Source organism: Acetonema longum DSM 6540 (genome assembly GCF_000219125.1).
Taxonomy (GTDB): domain Bacteria; phylum Bacillota; class Negativicutes; order Sporomusales; family Acetonemataceae; genus Acetonema; species Acetonema longum.
The window spans coordinates 38862-60075 of the sequence record NZ_AFGF01000081.1; the positions used below are offsets into that span (position 1 = coordinate 38862).

The window sequence follows — 21214 nt, forward strand, 5'->3', positions numbered from 1 at the left end:
CGCTGCGACAAAGTCCATTATAGATATACATAAATTGGATTATTTGGGTAAATCTTATTTTATAAGCAGTTATCGGCAGGATATGCGGCATGGAATACATAATATATAAATACGCTATTCTTAGGCCTTCTTCTTGATACACGCTGCAACATTGCGAAAAGATCGTATTGCAAGCTTCCCAATTTCAGTCAGAAAGGCGGTGATACTATGGATCAGCTAAACTGGCCGCTGCAAAGTTCAATCTCTGCACCGGTTACAGTCACTTCCTTCGATGATTTGTCAGCATTTGAATCGGCGCCCCATGACATTTTAGTAATGACCGACGGCTGGCGGCCCGGATCCAAGGCGGCCATCCTGCGCGGCGGCATGAACGCCAAGGCTGTTCTGGACGTCCTGGCCCGTTCGGATGTTGCCGCATTAAAAATCTTCCACATTGAAGAGAAGATCCCGCAATTGGAAGACATCTTTGTCGGCACAATTGTCCCGGAAGCCAATCGGTTATTTGACCAGGTAAATATTTTCTGGCGCCACGACCAGTCTATTTATGATCTGATTGAATCCATCGCCGGCGAGTATGACATGCTGCTATTTGGCGCTCCTTTAGCCAAGTCGGAGGTTCTGCCTTTTTACCGGCGGATCAAGGATATCTATCCCGGCAGCGTTACTATTGTGCGCTCTGCGGCAACCGACGATGAGGAGTTTGACGCCGGTGACCCGATTTTTAAATGGGTCAGGGAACGCACCTATGATGCCCATGATTTCTCGTTTCCTTCAGCATTGCGGAATTATAAACGCAAGCTGGGAAAAAAAGTATCGGTCATCCTGCCGGCTCTCAATGAAGAGAAGACTGTGGGCAAGGTCATCGAAACCGCTTTGGAAGTAAAGTCCAGCGGCATCATTGATGAAGTCATCCTCATCGACTCGGATTCAACTGATGATACCGCAGCCATCGGCAAATCCTACGGTATCCCGGTCTACAGTCATTCCCAGATCTGCTCCGATCTGGGGACCTATCGCGGCAAAGGAGAAGCCATGTTTAAGAGCGCCTTTGTGACTGACGCCGATATCCTGGCCTGGGTGGATACCGATATCGAAAACATCGTCCCCAGCTTTTTTTACGGTCTGCTGGGGCCGATTCTGACCTATCCGCAGATTGAGTTTGTCAAGGGTTATTTTGCCCGGCCTGTCAGGGTGGAATCCAGCGGAATTGAACTGGGAGGCGGCAGGGTGACAGAAATCTTCGCCCGCCCTTATATCAATCTGTACCTGCCGGAACTGTCAGGCTACATTCAGCCTCTTGCCGGTACGGTGGCTATTTATCGCCACCTGCTGGAAAAAATGTACCTGCCCACCAACTATGGCATTGAAATCGCCATGCTGGCTCAGGCGGTAAAACAGGTTGGTCTATGGGCAACCTGCCAGGTAAATCTGGGAGAAGTCATCCATAAATCCAAGGACGTGATCGGTTTAAGCGAAATGGCTTTCCAAATCCTGCAGGTCCTGCACGATATGAATATGAGTCAAAAAGGCGGCGCCGGAAAACCCTGCCAGCCTATGCTGCGGCGGGTATTCTCCACCCGGGGGCACTTTGAAATCAGCATTAAACGATTCAATATCTTTTGGCGTCAATTTAAATAGCAGGGGTAGAAACTTCTACCTGCTTTGCATCAGGTTCAGAAACCTCGCCTGTCATCCGGTCTGGGGGCTGCCGGTTGTTCCGGCAGCCCTCTCAGGCGTCTCTAAGGGTGACGGCTCTTCTGATTTTGGGCCTTCTGCCAGCCCTGTCCCTGGTTGTATGCCGCTCGCAGCATCCTGCCACGCAGCCCAGCGCATCGCCTCCCGCTGGGCAAATATACTTTCCTCGGTCTCCTGCTGTTTTTGACGCAATCGCAAAAATGAATGCAGCAGCAAGCCAAACAGTATCAATAGCAGCACTTCTCCCAGGATTAACAGGCGAGCCGTAAATTCCAGGCTGGTAATGTCATCCCGCAGCAGGTTGATCTCGTTATTCAGGAGTTCTTCCCGGCGCGCAATCGGGTCCAGGGGACTGATGCCGGCCCTGCCAAGTCTGATTGCCTCCACTGCCAACCGGTAACGTTCCTCCTGCTCATCGGCTATCTCCGGATTTTCGCCGCCGGCGGCCATGGCGGGTGAAAACTGGCTGCAAAGCAATAACAAGACATAAACTCCGATGAAACATAGCAGCATACGCTGACCGCATCGTTTTCCTGTCATCATGGTAACACTCCATTTATAATATATATTAAAGATCCGTGCCAATCCATTCTCACCTGTCTATTCGACGTCAATTGCCAGATTCCCTTATTTTTTACTGCTTTTTACCATGTTTATAGGAAAATTTCCAAAAAAAAATAATCATCTCAACGAGGCTGAGATGATTAGATTGATCAGGGATGATCATAAAAAATTCTCCAGCGGAATATCCTCCACCGGGTACATTGTCCAGTCAGCATCGTCAAAATGCCACCATTCGCTGCCCAGAGAGCGAAAGCCGGCTTGTTCCATAACTTCGGCCAAATAGGCTGCGTTGCTCTGGGCAAAAGGAGAAATACCGGGATAGTCGCGCTGGGCCCGGTAGGAAAAGTCGTCAAACTCCGAAGGCATGATCAGTTCACGGCCTTGCTCATCAACCAGTGTCACATCCACGGCGGTTCCCCGGTTATGCCGGGAAGCATTTCCCTGAGGATTGGCCACATAACGCCGATCCGGCACCAGCTTCCAAAAAATTTTTTGTACGGATAAAGGGCGGTATGCATCCCATATCTTAAGCCGGAACCCCCGTTTGGCAAATTCGGCATTGGCCCGGGCCAGCTTTTCGGCTGTCCCCCGGCGCAGGACACAAACGTTCGCGGTATAAACCTGTCTGCCGGTAAAATTGTGGATTCCGGCATAACGCATATCAATATAGATCGCAGGATCAATATTCTGTATCTTGACCAGGTCCTGCTGGGACCCTGCCGCTAACGAATAGACCGGCGGCAATAACAATAAGGCGGCCGCCGTCATCATCACTTTCAGGCATTGCTGACCACTGAACCACTGCAATAAGGACCCTCCCCGGATTAAAGGTAATAACTTAAGTATACCATAAATGAAACGTTGGGCGCTCCGTTGCCGGAGCGCCCAAATCATTCTTTTATTGCATGATGCCGGATTGCTTAATCGTGCCGTAAACTTTTACACTATTGTTGCCCAGAGATTCCAGCAGGACCAAGTCGCCGGTTTCCGGGTCGTGGTAAAGCGAACAATGCTTAACAATATCTGTAATCAAGACGCCAAAATGGTTCGCCATTTTTACCAGTACCGGCATGCCGGGGCGCCATGTATTCGACTCGTAATACTGCACTGCAACAGCGGATATCCCTACAGCCGCAGCCAACTCTTCCTGCGTCATACCGCGCTCGTCACGCAACGAGCGGATGGTATCACCAATCATTCCATCACTCCTAATAAAGCGCTGATTTGATACGATACCATCTTATCATCAGGCACAAGAATCCACAAAGGCCGCAAAATGTGGTGGATTATCGTTTTCCCCTGTAAAAGCGGTCTTTTAGGATTTATGACCTGCTACTACAAGAGTCCTAAGTCCTGCTCCCAAAATCGCCCTCCCCCAAAGGTCCTAAGGGGACCGTTGAATAAAGGCTCATCTGCGTCGTTGCTCCTGCGGGCGGGCGTTCGACGTACCCTCCGAACGTACAGTCTCACGCCCGTCCTCATCGCGCCTAGCATCTGAACCTTTTTGAACGGCCCCAGTTTCGAGGCTGCAGATAAATCCGATAAACCTTTTGGGTTACACCCGTATGGCTTGCTGCAAGTGGAAGGAGTAGAGGTATTTCTCCTTCACCGGCTGCTTGAGGATTTGTTCCAGGGCTTCGGCGTAAATGGTGATTTGAGCTGAATATTTTTCTGTGAGGGCTTGGGCATTTTCTATCGCGTCGGTTTTATAATCCACCAGCACCATGGTATCATCCTCCTCGGCAAAGAGACAGTCTACAACGCCCTGAATAAAGATCTCATCGGAGCTGCCGGCCAGTTCGCTGTAGAAGCGGCCAGCCGGAGTCATCACGCTGAAGGGCAGCTCCCGTCTGACCCATTTCGCCCGGCGCAGCCGCTGACCGATGGGACTGGCCAGAAAATCGACGATAGACTGAGGGGATATGGTTTCTTCTTCTTCCAACAGCAGGATCTCCTGTTCCACCATCTGTTCCAATTGGCGCCTGACAGCTGGAAGAGTCGCCACCTGGTTCAGATCCAGGTGCTGGACCGCTGTGTGCAGGATAGTCCCCAGCTCGGCCTGGCTGAACCGGCCGCTTAGCTGGACGAATCTGGGTTTGGCATAGGTTTTGGCGCTGTATCTCTGCTGCCCGTCGTCAGGCTGGGCGAAGCGGCGTTTAATCTCGGTGACGGTCAGTTTGGCAGGCTTGCCTGCCGCCGCCTGCTGTTGATACTGCCAGGACAGACGATCTCTGACCCAGCTTTCCTCACTGCCGGCCGGTATCGGTTCCAGGCAGCGGACTTGCTCCCAGAAGACGGGCAGATCGACCGCTGGCTGGACATCGTCTCCTTTGACCGCAGCCGGATGAATCGTCACTTGCCAGCAGGACGGGTCTTTGATCAGGCTAGAGGCAGAATCGGCCAAGCCGGCTAGTTTCCTCAAGGGAAGCCCCTCCGGGTGGCGGCTGACTGCCGGTCCGAGCCAATCGAGATAATGGGCCGCACCGGCAATAATAGAATCCGGCAGGGCCAGGAGCGGACGATCCAGGGTCTGGCTCCAGACCGAACATTTTTCCGCCAATTTGGCCACCGAACCGGTCATGATCAGTTTTTCCCTGGCCCGGGTCATTGCCACGTAAAGCACCCGCAGTTCCTCGGCTTTTGCCTGCCGGATCATGGTCTCAATCATGCCGTACCGGGCTAGAGTCGGATAGCGGAAGCGTTCCTGGGGCAAGGTGACATAGGGACCGATGCCTAAGTCCTGGTGGCAGAGAATGGGCTGCCGGGTGTCGCTTAGATTCATACCCTTGCCCAGATCAGCCAGGAATACCACCGGAAATTCCAGCCCTTTGCTTTTATGAATGCTCATGATCCGGACCACATTCTCGTTTTCACCCAGGGCCCTGGCTGTGGATAAGTCAGAGCCTTTTTGCCGCATCCGGTCAATAAACCGCAGGAAACGGAACAGCCCCCGGTAATTAGTGGTCTCGTACTGGCGGGCCCGGTCATACAAGGCCCGCAGATTAGCCTGACGAAACACGCCGCCCGGCATTCCTCCCACATAATCATAATAGCCGGTCTCCCGGTAAATCTGCCAGATGAGTTCCGGCACACTGCGGGTCCGGGCTAATTCCCGCCAATCCCTGATTTTGGCGATGGCCGCAGCCACCTTGGCGGCTAATAACTGATTAACCGAATTGTCAGAGACAGTCTCCAGGTCGTCCCAGAGATCGGCAGGCGGATTTCGTCCGGCCATTGGTCCCTGTCCTTCTAAACGAATGACCGCCAGGTCCTCGCTGGCAAAGCCAAACAGGGGCGAGCGCAGCACGGCGGCCAGCTGGATATCCTGCCGGGGGTTATCCAGTATCTGCAGCAGCGACATAATGACCTGGACTTCGCCCTCCTGGAAGTAGCCGGCTTTCAGTTCGGCATAGGCCGGAATGCCAGCCTGACGCAGCGTGTCCAGCAGATAGGCAGCCTTGCCTTCCACCGCCCGCAGCAGGATGACGATGTCCCGCCACTCCAGCTGTCGATATTGTTTTTGCCCTTTATCAAATATCATGCTGCCGGATTCGATCAGAGTCAGAAGGCGTTGACTGATATAAGCGGCTTCCTGTTCAAACCCCGCCAGGGGCTCAGCCGCTTCCCCGGCTGTCGGCGTATTGGAATCTTCCTGGTCCGCTTCCGGGTCCGGATCGTCTCTCTCCTCTGCCTGGGCCTCCGTTGCCGGACCTGTCCGGGGACGTTCAAAAATATGCAGCTCCACACCGGTCAGAGAGGTCCCGGGACAATCAGGATAGTCCGGTCCGGGGTTAAGCCGCTCAGCCTCACCATAGTCCATTTCAGCCGCCTGTTCGGTCATCAGCTGAGCGAAGAGAAAATTGACGGCAGACAATATTTCCGGCCGGCTGCGAAAGTTTTGCGACAGGTCGATGCGGCGGGTGTCCCCCTCCGGTCCCGTCCCGTAGCTGCGGTATTTAGCCAGAAACAAGCCCGGCTCGGCCAGGCGGAAGCGGTAGATGCTCTGCTTCACATCGCCGACCATAAACCGATTCGGACAACGGGAGGCAATCAGGCTCAGGATGGTCTCCTGAACGCCGTTGGTATCCTGATATTCATCCACCATGACTTCCAGATACTTGGCCGCCAGCTCCTCCGCCACAGTTGAAGGTTTTGCGCAGCCCGGCGCTGCATCGGACGCCAGCAGGATTTCCAGGCAATAATGCTCCAAGTCATTAAAATCCACCAGGTTTTTATCCTGTTTGGCCTGACTATATTCCCGGCCGTAAGCCAGCGCCACATTCGCCAAGGCCGCCACTACCGGCCTGACCGAGCGCATATCCGCCAGGAGCAGGTCCTGGGAGCGGGAAAAATATTTTTCTTTTAGATCATTCACCGTTTTTTTGATTCGTCCGTCCCGCTGTTTATCCTTAAAATATTCTTTCCACTCCGGATCGGCGGTTTTGGCAAGGGTGGGGATCTTGGCAAACTGCAGGGTGAGCATGACGGCTTCCAGCGCCGTCCAAGACTGTCGCGCCGCCTGCAGCAATTGTTCCACCAGAGCCTTATCCTGGCGAAAAGCGTCGGCATAGGGCTCAAAGCCGTCCGTTCGCAAAGCTTCGCCGATCAACGCCTCCAACCGGTAGAGGATCTTCTCCAGCTTAAGAGCAATACCGTCCCGAATTAAACCGGACCAGACAGTCTCATCCAGCGTGGCCTCCTCCGCCAGGTCAAATCGTTCCACGGCCTGCTGCAGCCAGTATTGGGGCCAGGGATGGCTGCGGGAGAAGTCGTACAGCCGGCGGATATAGGATGCCAGAGCCTCGTCTCCGTCCATATCACCGTAATGTTCCACCAGCAGCATAAAATCAGGATCCTGGGCCTCATACAACCGGACCAGCAGGGACTCGGCCGTATCCTGGCCCAGGAGTTCCAGTTCTGTGGGATTGCCAATTTTAAAGCCGGGGTCCAGGTCCACCAGGTAAAAATACTGCCTGACAATGGACTGGCAAAAAGAGTGCAGGGTAGTAATCGACGCCGATGGCAGCAGGGTTAATTGCCGCTGCAGGTGGCGGGTCGGCTGTTTCTGTGCCAGATCGGCCAGGGCCCCGGCCACCCGCTGACGCATTTCAGCAGCCGCCGCATTGGTGAAGGTAACCACCAGCAGCCTGTCCACATCCGCCGGATCAGCCGGATCGCTGATGCGCCGGAGGATCCGTTCCACCAGCACCGAGGTTTTGCCAGAGCCGGCAGCGGCAGCCACCAGAATATTTTGCCCCCGGGCCGTGATTGCCTGTTCTTGTTCCGGTGACCAAGCCATCAGGGTTTCCTCCTTTCATTCAACAGCTTCATAATCGCAGTGTCGTCCAGGCTGGCTAGCTGCTGAAACTGGTTTTCCGGCAGCAGCCGGTCAAATTGGCACACCGGCCGGTAACGGCAGTAGCGGCAGGCTGTCTGCTGCTCTATTTTATAGGGCCTGATGGCGATATCGCCGTCCAGGATCTGTCCGGCGGTTTGTACGCATTGATCCCCTACGTGCCGCAGCAGAAGTTCAAACTCTTCCATGGATTTGACGCTGCCGGCAGCAGCCTTGAGGATTTCATCATTTTTGGTCAGACCGACTTTGGTAAATTTGGACCAGGTTTGAATTTCCTGATCAAGGGACCGGATTATCCGAGGATCAGCCAGGACCCAGCCCGGCATTTTCAGCTGTCCGTTCAACTCCTGAATCATCTTTTCCGGCAGGATATACTGGTCCTTGGACAATTTAGGATTCATCAAGTAGCAGTACAGCACTCCCGCCGGCAAGGCGTCATCCCCTACCAGCTGCCTGGCCCCCTGCCGGGCGGCCAGGAGATAGGTCAACAATTGCAATCTCAGTCCATAATAAACTTCAGGTAACCGTAAGGTGGCATGGCCCGACTTATAGTCAATGATCAGGAGATAGTTCCGGCCCTCATGCTCGGCGCAGTCGATCCGGTCGATCTGGCCGGCCAGCTCCAGTTTCGTCCCGCCGTCCAGATCAAATACCAGCGCCGGCAGCCCGCCCTCACGACCGAAGGATTGTTCCAGGGCAATGGGTTTAAAGCGGCTGACCCGGTCAAACTCCGCCAATCGGCCAATGACCCGCCGGACCGTGCGGCGCAGCCGCTTTTCCCAATGCCTGAACTGGGCTGAACTGAACAGAATCTCATGCTGCAGCTTGGGGGCCAGTTCATCCACGCAAACTTCACACAGAGCACTGACCGCTTCATCCGTAAGGTCGCCCCAATGCCGGTCCGGCTCCCTTTCCCGCACCAGCTCGTCGAACCGCCGCATCACAGCGTGAAGCAGCATCCCAATGCCGGGAGCCTCCAGCCGAAAGACCGGCCGTTCTTTCAGATTCAGGCCATAGCGGGCGAAGTGCTGAAAGGGACAGGCCCGATAGGTTTCAAAGGCAGTCACGCTCCCGCGCAAAACCGTATCTTTCGTATATAGGCGGCCAGCGGTATAGACGGCAAGAGGCCGGACCTGGTTGACGTGAAACAGGCCGGCCAGGGAGCGGGCCAAATAAGTTTTCCATTGAGGCTCCGCCAGACAGAATCGGTAAATCTCCCGCCACAGTGGGTCAATATCCGTTTGGCCGCAGGTAAGACAGCGGCGTAAAGCAGCTGTCAGCAAGGAGACGCTTTGCCGGGGATGAGCCAGATAGTCCTTCTCAGTGCCGGCTGCCGGTTCCAGACCGAAGGATTCAACGCCGCAGTCCGGCGCCAGTTCCTTCAGCCGTCGAACCGCCATCGATGGCTGCAACCCGGTCCCTTCGGCATCGGCCAGGGGATAGCTGACCCAAAGCATGTCACTGGCCCGGGTCATAGCCGTATACATCAGATAATTGGCGGCAAAAGCCGATGACGTGCCGGCCGGCGGCAGCTTCCACTCCAGGGCTGCCAATTCCTCCCGGTCGGCGGCTGTCAACAGCCCTTCCTCCCGGACCCGGGGCGGCAGGACACCGTCATTGACTCCCGGCAGATACACCGCCTTGGCCCGCAGCAGGCGAACCCGTTCCAGGGGTGTAACCAGCACATGATCCAGTCCGGCCGGAATCAAGCCCAAAGTCAGGCCGTCCAATCCTTCGTTCAGGATGTCCCGATACTCCCGCAGGCTGATAGGATCATCGCCACAGCTGGCGACGATTTCGTCAAACAGCTCTACCACCGAGTTCCATACCTGGCGATGCTCGTCAGCCTGAGCCAAGCGGCCGGCCTGTTCGGCTGAAGCCGACCACCGGACCAGAGTGTCCGGAATGGCTAATTCCAGGGCCAGTTCATACACTCGTCCGGTATATTCCCGGGCTGTCCCCCGACGCGGCAGAGAGCGGGCAAAGGCGACCAGCGGACCAGCGGAAGCCCGGCGTATAGCCTGAATCCGGTCCAGCTTGTCCTGCTGCTTTTCTTTGATTTCTTCGTCTTCTTCCATACTGTAGCGCCTGACGAAATCCCAGGGCATTTCGTCAGTCCAGTGTTTGCCCCGGATGCCGAACTCCAGAACATAGTTTTCCAGCAGGTCAATGTCTTCCGCCGGCAGGTCAATAAAGCCGGTCTTCAGTGCCCGGAAAACCGGCTCATAATCAAACTGCTCCAGGATAACGTCCAGAGCCGAACGCAAAAATTCTGCCAGAGGGTGATATCCGGCCGGCCGCGGCCTGTCCACAAAACAGGGAATGTCATGATCGGCAAAGGTAATCTCCAAAATTTCCATATAAGAAGCCGGATTAGCCACCAGCACGGCAATATCTTTCCAGCGGTACTTCTTCTCCCGGCAGAGACGGATCATATCCCGGGCAATCGCCTCGACCTCCACCCGGCAGTTGGCGGCTTCGGCAATGATCAGGCTCCCGTCGGCCGCCGGTCCGGGCGCGGTCTGATAAGCCGCCCAGCACCGCTCGATATGGCCCAGGAGAGGCGCCCGATAGCGGCCGGGAGACTCTACCGGGACTTCCCGCCAATCCCAGCCGTTTTGATTGGCGAACTGTTTGAGGGCCTCATAGGTCTGCCACTGGCGGTGATATAAAGACTCTTCCCGGCGGTGCTCCGGATTGGCCGGATCATCCAGGCAGAGGGTGATGGTCATTTGAGCGGCGGTTTGCCCCAGGGCCGTCAATACCCGGTACTCCTCTCCCGTAAACCAGTCAAAGCCGTCCAGCCATATCCTGGCGCTTTGAATCAAGTGGGAGCGGCTGATCCGTTCGGCCATCAGGGAAAGATAGTCCGACGGATCCGTATAGCGACCAGCCATGTGTGCCTCATATTCGCCATAGACCAATGCCAGGTCGGCCAGTTTGGCCGCCAGAGCCGGCTTGACCAGCAGCCGTCCGTCCCCCTGACCGACGCTGATCCCGGCCAGATCCTGGGGTTTGAGACCATAGGCCTTGCATTCGTCCAATAATGTCAGCAGGGTCTGGGAAAATGTTCTCTGCCTGGCTGCCTGTTTTAACAGGCCTAACTGGGAGCCATACTCGGCCAGGATCTTACGGACGATCATCCGTCTGGCCAGGTCGCTGGCGGCAGGCCGGGCGGCGCCGCCGGTCTCGCTCAGCACCATCTGGGCCAGCCGGCGAAACCCCAGCACACGGGCGGCGATAAAGCCGCCGCTGGCGGCCAGCTCCCGTTCAGCCTGAAAAGTTGCCTGTTCGGGGGTTAACAAAATAAGCGGGCTGCCCAATTGCTGCCTGCCCGCCTGTTCCCGGACCTCATCCAGGCAGGCGCAGGTTTTGCCTGCCCCGGCCCGGCCATATAATAATCGAATATCCATTATTTGCCTCCTTGTGGATCGATCTCCTCAACCATCGCCACAAATACTTCCACCAATTTGGGATCAAACTGGATGCCGGCCTGAGCCTTTAATTCGGCTATAGCCTGCTGTTTCGTCAGAGCCTGGCGGTAAGGACGGTCGGCCGTCATCACTTCATAAGCGTCAGCCACAGCCAGAATCCGGCTCTCCAGCGGTATTGCCTCTCCCTTCAGACCGAGAGGATAGCCTGACCCATTCCAAAATTCGTGATGCTTGAGCACCCAGTCGGCGATCCCCGCCAGTTCCGGGATAAACCGGGTAATGCGATAACCGATCTCGCAATGCCGGCATATTTCCTGAAATTCCTCCGTCGTAAGCGGCGCCGATTTATAAATAATCTCAGTCGCAATCCCGACCTTGCCGATATCATGAAACTGGGCTAATAGATTTAAATTCCTCCGCTGGCTTTTGCGCAGCTGCAACCGTTCCCCGATCATGCCGATAAACAATTGCAGGCGATGGGCATGATCATAATCAAAAAAGTCGCATCTCTCCAGAGCCTGCAGCATTCCCTTCACCATAGCGGTCCTGGTGTCCCGTCCGTCCATCAGTTTATGCCGGTACATGGCGTTATCGGCTTGCTGGAACAGGTTATTCATATCCACAGCATCCACGTCACTGATGGCGTACCCCACCGACAGTCCCAGCGGAATGCTCGGGTTTAGCTTGTTGTAGACAGCCTCTCTGTCCTGTATGCGGCGGCAGATTCTCTCCAGGACCGAAGAACTGATCCGGGGCAGCAGAATGGCAAATTCATCGCCGCCAATCCTGGCCACCACGTCGCTGTCGCGAAAGCATTCCGTTAAGATGCGGGCTACCGCAATAATCAACGTATCGCCATGTTCATGCCCCAGAGTGTCGTTAATCAATTTGAGCCCGTCCACATCACAGACAACGATTCCCACCGGCAGCTGCCGGCCACCGGCCAGCCGCCGCATTTCCTGCTGAAAATAAGCCCGGTTATAGAGCCCGGTCAGGGAATCATGCAAGCTGAGATAGTGAAACTGATCTTCTATTTTCTTGCGTTCCGTCACGTCCCTCACAATGGCCAGGATTTCATCCTCCGCCGAAGCCACCAGTCTGGCCTCGCAGTCAGAAACCGTTGCTCCGGTCTTCAGCCGGTACTCAAAAATCTGAGGATGACCACTGTCCCGCAAGGCCTGGATGCCCTGCCGGTAGAGCTGAGCAATGTCCGGCGGATAGATCTCTTCAACGGACAGCCCGTGTAATTCCTTCGCCGGGGCGGCCATGACTTCCAAACAATCTCCCTCAGAGCTAAACCGGACAATCTGGTCCGGAATCGCCGCAAGGATACCCCTCAATTTGATCTCTTCCTGCTGCCGGAGTTGGTCCGTTTTTTTGCCATCGGTCAAATCCTGACCGATTTGAACCGCCTGCCGCCGCTTGCTATGGATCAGCAGTACAATGATCAGCAAGGTTGTCAGGGCTATTCCGCATATCAGACTTTCAACTAAAGAAGATTGGGCCATATAAGCACTCTGCATTGTCTGAAATTGTTCTATTGCCAACATTTTAGCACCTCTTGCCCGCTATGGCCACTCATAATTCTATGGTGGTAATTCGCCGGTAAATTCCTACTTCCTCCCAGATCATACTCTTTATGCAAAAATAAATAGGCCTTTTTTCCTATACCCTGACCAGGAGCAAAAAAACATATACGGCTGTATCACCATACATAGTTTACATAACGCCGAGAATTCTCTTGCGTTTGCCGGATTATGGACCTTGTCTTGCAGAGCGATTTACTGTATCATCTAAAATGTGCCGAATTTCCACAGGAATACGGAGGAACCAATTTATTGGGGTGAATCCTGCGCCCGGCGCAGGTAGGGATCCCTGTCCCGAACCCGTCAGCTAACTCCGGAGGCATGGGGACTGTTGAAAATCACTTTGGCAGCAACCCCATAGAAAGGGTGATTTCTCATGATCAAAACGAGCAGGATCTTCAATTTTTATAGCTGGCTGGCTGCCGCCATGCTGGCAATGACCCTGTTGCCGCCGGTGACGACAGCAGCACCGGCAAACTATACGAAAGTGCTGAACGTAAAGGCTACCGCTTATGCGCCGGGTCCTCACGATAACGGCAAATGGGGCAACCTGACCCATATCGGCACCCAGGTTCGCCCGGGAATCATTGCTGTAGACCCGAAGATCATTCCGCTGCGCACCCGGGTATATATCGAATTTGCCGATGGCAGCGGAACCTATGCAGTGGCCGAGGATACCGGCGGCGCAATTAAAGGCAGCCGAATCGACATCGCCAAACAGACTGTGCAGGAAGCCTACAAATTCGGTATACAACAGGTAAAAGTCTATGTCCTGGGAAATTAGAAGGCTCCAAGCAATGTGTGGCCCGCTGTTACTTCATTGAGTACAGCGGGCTTCTTTTGAATATATTGTAGTAAACGATTCATGGATAAACGTGAGGAGGTAAAAATGGCTACGATCTGCATTGACCCCGGCCATTCCGGCCTGCCCGATCCCGGCGCAGTCGGCCCCGGCGGAACCAAGGAATCCGATATAACCTGGGCTGTCGCCCAAAAACTCCGGGATATTCTCAGAACTGAGGGATATCAGTGCCTGCTGACCCGCTGCGGTGATGATCCCCAGAGCGATGATCTGGCTTACCGGGTCAGGCTGGCCAACGACGCGGCTGCCGACGTTTTTGTCTCTATTCACTGCAATGCCGCCGCCAGCTCTCAGGCCCACGGCACTGAAACCTGGCATTGCGCCGGCTGTACAGCATCGCGCCAACTGGCGAAGCTGATTCAGGCGGAACTGGCAGCTGCCCTGGAACTTACCGACCGGGGTATCAAAACCGGTCAGTCCTTATACGTGCTGCTCCATACGCTGATGCCGGCAGTTTTGGTAGAGCTGGCGTTTATCAGCAATCCCGCCGAAGAGGAGCTGCTGCGGCAGGAATCCTTTCAACATCAGGCAGCCTGCGCTATTGCCGCCGGACTGGGAAAATGGCTTGCTGCCGAAGCGGAATAAGCCCACCGGCGGAAATACCAATTTACCTTGACAGGAGTCGCAGCAAAATGTATAATTAATTCTGATAATTTGTACGCCAAATAACTAATTGCATATATATGAGGTGCCGTATGTTAGAAATTTTTGATAACCTATGCATCCTGCTCTCTAAAGCCGAACAGAAGCATTATCAACACACCAAGCGGCTGCTGGAGAAAAATGACCTTGGCATTACGCCCGGCCAGCTGGCTGTTCTATACACTTTGTATAAAGGCGACGGTATTCTGATCTCGGAATTAAGCAAGAAAATCTATCTGGATAATTCCACTCTCACCGGCCTGATCGACCGTATGGAAAAAAATGAGCTGGTGGTCCGCTGTGATGTTCCTTCCGACCGGCGCAGCTATAATATCTCCCTTACAGCCAAGGGGCGGTCTCTGGAACCCGCGATCAGGGAAATATCCGCTCAGGTACAATCTACCATGCTGCAAAATTGCTCCCCGGAAGAAATCACTGCATTCCGGAAAGTACTGCTGCAAATTTTTGAATCCCTGTAACCTTCGGCCCGCCTAAAGATAGGGATCGAATACCCGGCGAATTTTATCCGCCGGGTATATATTTTTTACTTTTATTATTTTAATGCATTGATATAGTAGTTTTTTCCCTGAAAACTATGGTAATATAGGTCCGAAAGCAAATTTAATTTTATACATTCGCATAATTCCGGTTTAAAATGGCGCAAGAGTGGAGAGATGCAAATGGCCGTGAAAACTGTCCCCATTAGTGAAGTACAACCAGGTATGATTTTGGGTGAACATATCATGTCAAGCCGGCGCAGAATTCTCTTAGCCGCCGGCACTGTCCTCACGCCGTCCATGATTACCTCGCTGAATACTTGGGATATTCTAAACGTCATGATCCAGGACGCTTCGCAAGAGACAGCAGCGGCAGTGGAGGTACCGGCTGTGACTCCCGATCCAGCTCCGACCCCGTTTGCCGCTAAATACAAACGGCTCAGCGATACGGTCTCCGACTTGTTTGATGCCTATAGAAATACCCGCAAGGTACTGTTTCTGGATTTCCGGGAAGCATCCTATGCAGTGTATTCACTGGTAACGACCGGCGGCACTATGAGTTATCTGCTGTTGGAGAGCCAGTCGCCGAAAGCAGATTACCTGGGGCAGCACGCCGTAACGGTGAGCGCTATCGCCGGCAGCATTGCCCGCTGGATGGACTGGGAACCGGAGGATATCAAGCATTTGTGTCTGGCTGCCCTGATGCACGATATCGGCAAGGTAAGCCTGCCCTTATCCCTGATCAGCGGCCTGAACCTTCAAACCGATACGGAAAAAGCGATCTACCGCCTGCACCCGGAGGAGGGGATGAAAATTCTCAGCCCGCTGCGAGGCGTTTCCGCCGATATTTTGGCTGCCGTCGCCCAGCATCATGAGTTCATGGACGGCAGCGGATTTCCCCGCAAACTTCGGGACGGCGAAATCCATCCCTTTGCCCGCATTATCACTTTGGCCGATACCTTCCATACCTTATCCCAACAGACAGACCAGCCCAATCCCTTTTATCTGGCCGAAAGCATGCTTCATGACATGGTCGGCAAACTGGACATTGCCGTTGTTGATACCTTTACCCGCCGTATCCGGGATTATCTGTTAAGCCATAGGATTCTCCTCAGCGACGGCCGCAAAGCCGAAGTGGTTTACCTGCAGCAGAATGAATCCCGCTATCCGGTGATCAAAACCGAGGATGACGAATATATCGATTTGCGCAAAAACCGGGAGATTAAGATTTCCGGAATAGTAAAAAGGTAGTAAACCAGCTAAAAAATGCCGTGTTCCTGTCAGGATTCGGCGTTTTTTATTGTTATTGCAGCCTTATTGCCTGTATTAAACTTGCGCCACCCCGATGAGATCGGCCAGGCATATTTCCTGACGGTCGGCATATTCCGCCAGTTCATCTATCAGCCGGGGAAGGATCAGAGGATCCGTAAAGGCGGCGGTGCCGACCTGAACAGCGCTGGCACCGGCCATCATGTACTCGAGTACGTCTTCCATGGTGGCGATCCCCCCCACTCCAATAAGGGGGATTTTAACCCGGGAATAGGTCTGATACACCATGCGCAAAATCACCGGTTTAACTGCCGGCCCGGACATGCCGCCCACAATATTGGCCAGAACAGGACGGCGCCTGTGGATATCGATTTTCATGCCCAAAAGAGTATTGGCCAGGCATAAACAGTCTCCTCCCGCATGTTCCGCCGCCGCGGCCATTTCAGTGATATCCCCCACATTGGGGGATAACTTAATGATCAGGTATTTATGAGTTACCCGGCGAATAGCCGCCACCACAGCCTCCACCTGAACCGGATCCGCCGCGAAAACCCGTCCGCCGCAGGCTACGTTGGGGCAGGAAACATTGACTTCAAGTGCCGCAATCTGTCTCAGCGGGTCCAAGGCCTGAGCCATCAGAGCAAAATCCGCTATGGAATGACCGGCAATGCTGATAATCACCGGCGGCTCCACTTCCGTCAGTTTCGGCGCTTCCAGGCGCAGAAAGGCTTCCAGACCCGGATTTTGCAGTCCGACGCTGTTCAGCATGCCGCCGTACACTTCAGCCGCACGGGGCGTCTCATTGCCCCTGCGCTCTAAGGGTGTAATGGTTTTGGCCACAATAGCGCCCAATTTGTTGATATCGTAAAATTCCCGGGCTGTATCCACACTAAAGGTCCCGGCTGCCGGCATCAGGGGATTCTTTAGAGACATCCGGCCTAACCGGACAGCCAGGGCTGCATGCTTTTCCATACTTACACAGACTACCTCCCGTCTATTTTTTATGTCGTTTCATCATAGCTCATTTTTTAACGGAACACAAGGGAGTGAGCCGTCATTTCGCAAAAAAACAAGGCCTCCCCTGATAATCAGGAGAGACCTTTTGCTGTTTAGATGATCTTACCGCTGAGAGCTGAAGCAATCGCGGCAATAAACCGGACGGTCACCGGTAGGACGGAAAGGAACCTGGGTGGTTACGCCGCAAGCGCTGCAAACAGCTTCATGCATTTCGCGCTGGGGACGGCCACCAGTGCGGCCGCCGGCATTTTGTTTGCGGGCTGCACGGCAGGAAGGGCAACGGCCCGGTTCATTGGTGAATCCTTTGGAAGCATAGAATTCTTGTTCGGAAGCGGAGAACACGAATTCAGCGCCGCAGTCGCGGCAAGTTAGGGTTTTGTCTTCAGTCATTATTTGGAATCCTCCTCAAATTGTTTTGCGCCCTGACTGGTTTAGTAAAAATCCTAGCATATACTCTTTCACCAAACTACAAAACAGCTTGAGAAGGAGAACTGACATGCGTACCTAGACCTATTTTCATCGGGCTATTTTAATATACCTTGAAATATGAGAATTGTAAAGTATTTTTTTGAAATTTTTATAGAGATTTGACAGGTTGGTAGATTAGTCCCAGTTAGCCACCAAGTCACTGATTCTATGTTAATAATAAAATAGGATCCCCTGCCGTCCCGATTCATAATCATCGCTGTCACGGAAACACTATGAATAGAAAAATTGTTAGGAAGCGGCATTTCATGGACGAACAAAGGCCCCCCGGGGATCTGACGCAACAAAGTCAAAACTATTTCAGCAGCCCAGGAACAAGAACAGAAGATTATGCAACCCAGGCCGGTTCCAACGCCGATGGGTTCCTGTACACTCTGCCTTACGGCGAAGTTCCGGAGATGTCCCTGTCGGCTCTGAGAGCCGAAGATTATAAAAAGCTGACCGGCGTTGACAAACCTGAGAGTATGGCCGGACAAAATCAACCGAACCTTTCATAATCGGAACCGGCGGCCGTTGAAACGACCGGCCAAAAATCAAGCAGGGCAGCCAATGGCTGCCTTTTTAGCATTTCTAAAACATATCGGGTTCCTCTGACTGGCGCTGATCCTGTTGGGCGCATTTTTGCCACAGCCAATAGTACCGGTTCAGGAGCTCATCCAGTTCCCGGCTGGCTTCCCTCACATCCGGATCCAGCCGGCCCCTTTGTTCCGTCAGCTCATCCAGGCGCCGCCGCAGGGCTTCCGCTTCCCGCTTGATTTCCTCCAAATCGGCGCTGGTCTGGGTAGTAGCCCCTCTGCCGGCAAAAATCATATCCTCGCAGATCCCGTCCCGCTCCTGAAGCAATCGTTCCAGCCGGCGGTGCAGCGCATCGATCTGCTGCTGAATGACTAATATATCCTCCATAATCCCCCTGCCTCCGCAAAATAATCTAAAGGTATCTTATGCGGCAAGCTGGGATTTGATAGCTGGAACTATCAGGGATATAAATCTATTGCCTATGAATCCGAAAAGAGACGCTTTCTGAATAAGCCCGCCCGCAGGAGCAACCACGCAGATGAGCCTTTTTCAACGGTTCCCTAGCCCACGGAAGACTTTTTCCGGCGTAATCGGCAGGCTGGTGATACTTACCCCTACTGCGTTATAAACTGCATGGGCAATCGCCGGCGATGGGGTATTGATGACCACTTCCCCCAGGGATTTGGCCCCAAAGGGTCCGGTAGGCTCATAGCTTTCTTCAAACTGCACCCGGACTTGCCCGATATCCTGACGGCAGGGAATCTTATACTGCATAAAGGAGTCGGTGGCCATCCTGCCTTTATCGTCATAACGAACGTCTTCATAAAGGGCCATGCCGATACCCTGGACCAGGCCGCCTTCCGCCTGAATCCGGGCCAAATTGGCATTCATCACTGTGCCGCAGTCCACCACTGCCACATAATCAATCAGCTCCACCTTGCCGGTTTCCCAGTCTACTTCCACTTCGGCAAAACCGGCAATAAAAGGCGGCGGTGATATATTGCTGCCGTGGGTGGCATAAGCTGTCAGCTGGGATTTGCCGATGCCGAGAACCAAGAGTTCGGCCAGTTTTTCCAGGCTGATCTCCCGGTCTCCCGCCAGGGTGCGGAGGGTCTGGCCGTCGAATGCCACTTCTTCCGGCGGGGTTTCCAGAAAAGCAGCCGCCTTTGCGATAATCTGCTGTTTTAAGTCAGTGGCGGCTTTGACCACCGCCATGCCGGTCACATAGGTGGTGCTGGAGGCGTAGGACCCCGGATCATAGGGCGATATATCGGTGTCAGCCGCATGAACAATAATCCGGTCCAGAGATGTGTCCAGCACTTCGGCTGCCATCTGGGCTAAAATGGTGTCACTGCCGGTTCCCATATCGGTGGAGCCGGTCAGCAGGGTATAGTTGCCGTCATCGTTCAGGCGGATTTCAATGGAAGCCGTATCCACCCCGGCAACGCCTGACCCTTGCATGGTCACTGCCATGCCGATGCCTCTGACTTTACTCTGGCCCATTTCCCGGCGGGGATACTTTTCGTCCCAGCCGATCAGTTTCTTGCCTTGGGCAATGCACCGGTCCAGACTGGAGCTGCCCAGGAGCTTGCCGCCATAGGTCAGGCAGGTTTCCCCGGCCCGGATGATATTTTTCAGACGAAGTTCGGCCGGGTCCATATGCAGTTCTGCCGCCAGCTTATTTACCGCCGATTCCAGGGCAAAGGCTCCCTGGGTGGCGCCATAGCCCCGTAAAGCGCCGGCCGGCATTTTATTGGTATAGACCACCCGGCCTGTGAACCGGACAGCTTTGGTTTTGTTGTACAGGGGCAGGGTCTTCTCTCCCACCACCCCGAACACAGTAGAGGCATGATCGCCATAAGCGCCGGTATCGGACAGTCCCTGAATATCCACCGCCCGGATATAGCCCTGCCGGTCAGCTCCCAGCCGGACCTTCAGCCGCATAGCATGCCGGCTGCTGGTACAGGTGAAGGTCTCCTGACGCTCATAGATCAGTTTGGCCGGCTTACCGGTTTTTAAGGTAACAATAGCCGGAAAGATCTCGGCAGCAGCCGTCTGTTTACCGCCGAAGCCACCGCCAATCCGGGGCTTGATGACCCGGATTTTGCCGGCGGGGATCTCCAGGGCCCGGGAGAGTTTCCGCCGGACGTGAAACGGAATCTGGGTGGAAGTGATCACCACCAGCCGGCCGGTGTGATCCAGATAGCTGAAAGCCCGGTAGGTTTCCATCATGGCATGGGCCTGGGCCTGGGTATAATAGGTGTCTTCCACTACCACTTCACATCGGGCCAGTTCGGCTTCCACGTCACCTTTTTCTATATTTTGCGAAGCAACGATATTGTTTAGCTGGTCCATGCCGATATCAAAGTGGCAATAGAGATCAGACTCCGGATGGACTGTCGAAGGATGCTCATGGGCTGTCTCAAAATCCAGCACCGGCGCCAGGACTTCATATTCCACCTTGATCAATTCCATAGCCCGCAAGGCGGTTTTTTCATCCACGGCGGCAATAATGGCGACTTCATCGCCAACATACCGCACCAAATCCTCCAGTATCAACCGGTCATACGGCGAAGGTTCGGGGTAAGACTGACCGGCCTGGGTAAAGCGGACCCCCGGCACATCCCGGTAGGTAAGGATGCATTCCACACCGGCCAGCTTCGCGGCAGCGATTGTGTCGATGGCTTTAATGCGGGCAAAAGCGTGAGGGCTGCGCAGCAGTTTGATCACCAGGGTGTTGGGGACGCTTAAGTCATCGGTATATACCGGGCGGCCGGTGGCAATAGCCAGGGCGTCGGTTTTGGCGATAGGTTTACCGACCCATTTCATCTCATGCCACCCCCAGATATTTCTTTATGGCCCGCATTTGGCCCAGATAACCGGTGCAGCGGCAAAGGTTGCCGGTGAGATAATGAATGATATCAGCCTCGCTGGGATTGCTGATCTCCTGTTTCAGCGCCAGTACGGTCATGATGAAACCGGGACTGCAGTAGCCGCACTGTTCGGCCCCTTCCGCCGCCAGAATGCGGGCAAATTCCTCGGCCTGAGGCTGCAGGCCTTCAATGGTGGTAATCTGCCGTCCCTGGGCTCGAAAGGAAAGCACGGTGCAGGACAGGACCGGCTTGCCGTCCAGCCAGACGGTGCAAAGGCCGCAACAGGACGTATCGCAGCCTTTGCGGACGCTTAAAAAGCCGTGAGTCCGCAGAGTCTCGGCCAGCATCGCATCATTGTCCACCTCCCAGACAGCCGGTTTTCCATTCACAGTAACTTCTATCTGCATGCTGCCGCCT

The 21214-nt window shown here is 54.2% G+C and carries 17 protein-coding genes and 1 riboswitch; of the genes, 6 read left to right on the forward strand and 11 right to left on the reverse strand.

Annotated features, from left to right (window positions below; translation table 11 throughout):
* Window positions 1-207: 207 nt before the first annotated feature.
* On the forward strand, window positions 208-1638 hold the full coding sequence (locus ALO_RS20830) for a glucosyl-3-phosphoglycerate synthase (RefSeq protein ID WP_004573320.1): 1431 nt from the start codon (window positions 208-210) through the stop codon (window positions 1636-1638).
* 51 nt (window positions 1639-1689) lie between these two features.
* On the opposite strand, the gene ALO_RS09705 is transcribed toward ALO_RS20830, so the two are convergent.
* The 6 genes from ALO_RS09705 to ALO_RS09730 form a co-directional block, all read right to left on the reverse strand.
* Window positions 1690-2238 (reverse strand): hypothetical protein, encoded by a 549-nt coding sequence (locus ALO_RS09705; protein ID WP_040293098.1) that lies wholly within the window; start codon window positions 2236-2238, stop codon window positions 1690-1692.
* Between the two features lie 180 nt (window positions 2239-2418).
* The gene (locus ALO_RS09710) at window positions 2419-3066 is read right to left on the reverse strand and encodes a M15 family metallopeptidase (protein WP_004573323.1); all 648 of its coding nucleotides are present in this window, start codon (window positions 3064-3066) and stop codon (window positions 2419-2421) included.
* Between the two features lie 91 nt (window positions 3067-3157).
* Window positions 3158-3457 carry a helix-turn-helix domain-containing protein gene (locus tag ALO_RS20835; RefSeq protein ID WP_004573324.1) on the reverse strand — a complete coding sequence of 100 codons (300 nt, stop codon included), beginning with the start codon at window positions 3455-3457 and terminating at the stop codon, window positions 3158-3160.
* A gap of 357 nt (window positions 3458-3814) precedes the next feature.
* Complete coding sequence (addA, locus tag ALO_RS09720; RefSeq protein ID WP_004573325.1) at window positions 3815-7558, reverse strand: helicase-exonuclease AddAB subunit AddA; 3744 nt, start codon at window positions 7556-7558, stop codon at window positions 3815-3817.
* Window positions 7558-11028 carry a helicase-exonuclease AddAB subunit AddB gene (addB, locus tag ALO_RS09725; RefSeq protein WP_004573326.1) on the reverse strand — a complete coding sequence of 1157 codons (3471 nt, stop codon included), beginning with the start codon at window positions 11026-11028 and terminating at the stop codon, window positions 7558-7560. The genes addA and addB overlap by 1 nt, the downstream gene beginning before the upstream one ends.
* Complete coding sequence (locus ALO_RS09730; RefSeq protein WP_004573327.1) at window positions 11028-12599, reverse strand: diguanylate cyclase domain-containing protein; 1572 nt, start codon at window positions 12597-12599, stop codon at window positions 11028-11030. Before ALO_RS09730 ends, addB begins: the two co-directional genes overlap by 1 nt.
* Before the next feature lie 241 nt (window positions 12600-12840).
* Window positions 12841-12971: riboswitch (cyclic di-AMP (ydaO/yuaA leader) on the forward strand.
* Window positions 12972-13011: 40 nt separating this feature from the next.
* Here ALO_RS09730 and ALO_RS09735 point away from each other — a divergent pair.
* From ALO_RS09735 to ALO_RS09750, 4 genes are all read left to right on the forward strand, one after another.
* On the forward strand, window positions 13012-13419 hold the full coding sequence (locus ALO_RS09735; RefSeq protein WP_004573328.1) for a 3D domain-containing protein: 408 nt from the start codon (window positions 13012-13014) through the stop codon (window positions 13417-13419).
* Window positions 13420-13524: 105 nt separating this feature from the next.
* Window positions 13525-14082: an N-acetylmuramoyl-L-alanine amidase family protein gene (locus ALO_RS09740; RefSeq protein WP_004573329.1), complete on the forward strand. Its 558-nt coding sequence runs from the start codon at window positions 13525-13527 to the stop codon at window positions 14080-14082.
* A gap of 110 nt (window positions 14083-14192) precedes the next feature.
* Window positions 14193-14618, forward strand: coding sequence for a MarR family winged helix-turn-helix transcriptional regulator (locus ALO_RS09745; RefSeq protein WP_004573330.1), 426 nt, complete (start codon window positions 14193-14195; stop codon window positions 14616-14618).
* A gap of 201 nt (window positions 14619-14819) precedes the next feature.
* A complete protein-coding gene (locus ALO_RS09750) occupies window positions 14820-15887 on the forward strand; it encodes an HD-GYP domain-containing protein (RefSeq protein ID WP_004573331.1) in 1068 nt (355 codons plus the stop codon).
* Window positions 15888-15962: 75 nt separating this feature from the next.
* Here ALO_RS09750 and ALO_RS09755 read toward each other — a convergent pair whose 3' ends face one another.
* Both ALO_RS09755 and ALO_RS09760 read right to left on the reverse strand, forming a co-directional pair.
* Window positions 15963-16877 carry a dihydroorotate dehydrogenase gene (locus ALO_RS09755; protein ID WP_004573332.1) on the reverse strand — a complete coding sequence of 305 codons (915 nt, stop codon included), beginning with the start codon at window positions 16875-16877 and terminating at the stop codon, window positions 15963-15965.
* Window positions 16878-17024: 147 nt separating this feature from the next.
* Window positions 17025-17312: a zinc-ribbon domain containing protein gene (locus tag ALO_RS09760; protein WP_004573333.1), complete on the reverse strand. Its 288-nt coding sequence runs from the start codon at window positions 17310-17312 to the stop codon at window positions 17025-17027.
* 344 nt (window positions 17313-17656) lie between these two features.
* Between ALO_RS09760 and ALO_RS09765 the strand changes: the two genes are divergently transcribed.
* On the forward strand, window positions 17657-17905 hold the full coding sequence (locus tag ALO_RS09765; RefSeq protein ID WP_004573334.1) for a hypothetical protein: 249 nt from the start codon (window positions 17657-17659) through the stop codon (window positions 17903-17905).
* Window positions 17906-17978: 73 nt separating this feature from the next.
* Here ALO_RS09765 and ALO_RS09770 read toward each other — a convergent pair whose 3' ends face one another.
* The 3 genes from ALO_RS09770 to ALO_RS09780 form a co-directional block, all read right to left on the reverse strand.
* On the reverse strand, window positions 17979-18311 hold the full coding sequence (locus ALO_RS09770; RefSeq protein WP_004573335.1) for an aspartyl-phosphate phosphatase Spo0E family protein: 333 nt from the start codon (window positions 18309-18311) through the stop codon (window positions 17979-17981).
* A 162-nt stretch (window positions 18312-18473) separates the two neighbouring features.
* Entirely contained in the window at window positions 18474-20753 is a 2280-nt protein-coding gene (locus tag ALO_RS09775; protein WP_004573336.1) for a xanthine dehydrogenase family protein molybdopterin-binding subunit, read from the reverse strand.
* Between the two features lies 1 nt (window position 20754).
* Window positions 20755-21204 (reverse strand): (2Fe-2S)-binding protein, encoded by a 450-nt coding sequence (locus tag ALO_RS09780; protein ID WP_004573337.1) that lies wholly within the window; start codon window positions 21202-21204, stop codon window positions 20755-20757.
* Between the last annotated feature and the right edge of the window lie 10 nt (window positions 21205-21214).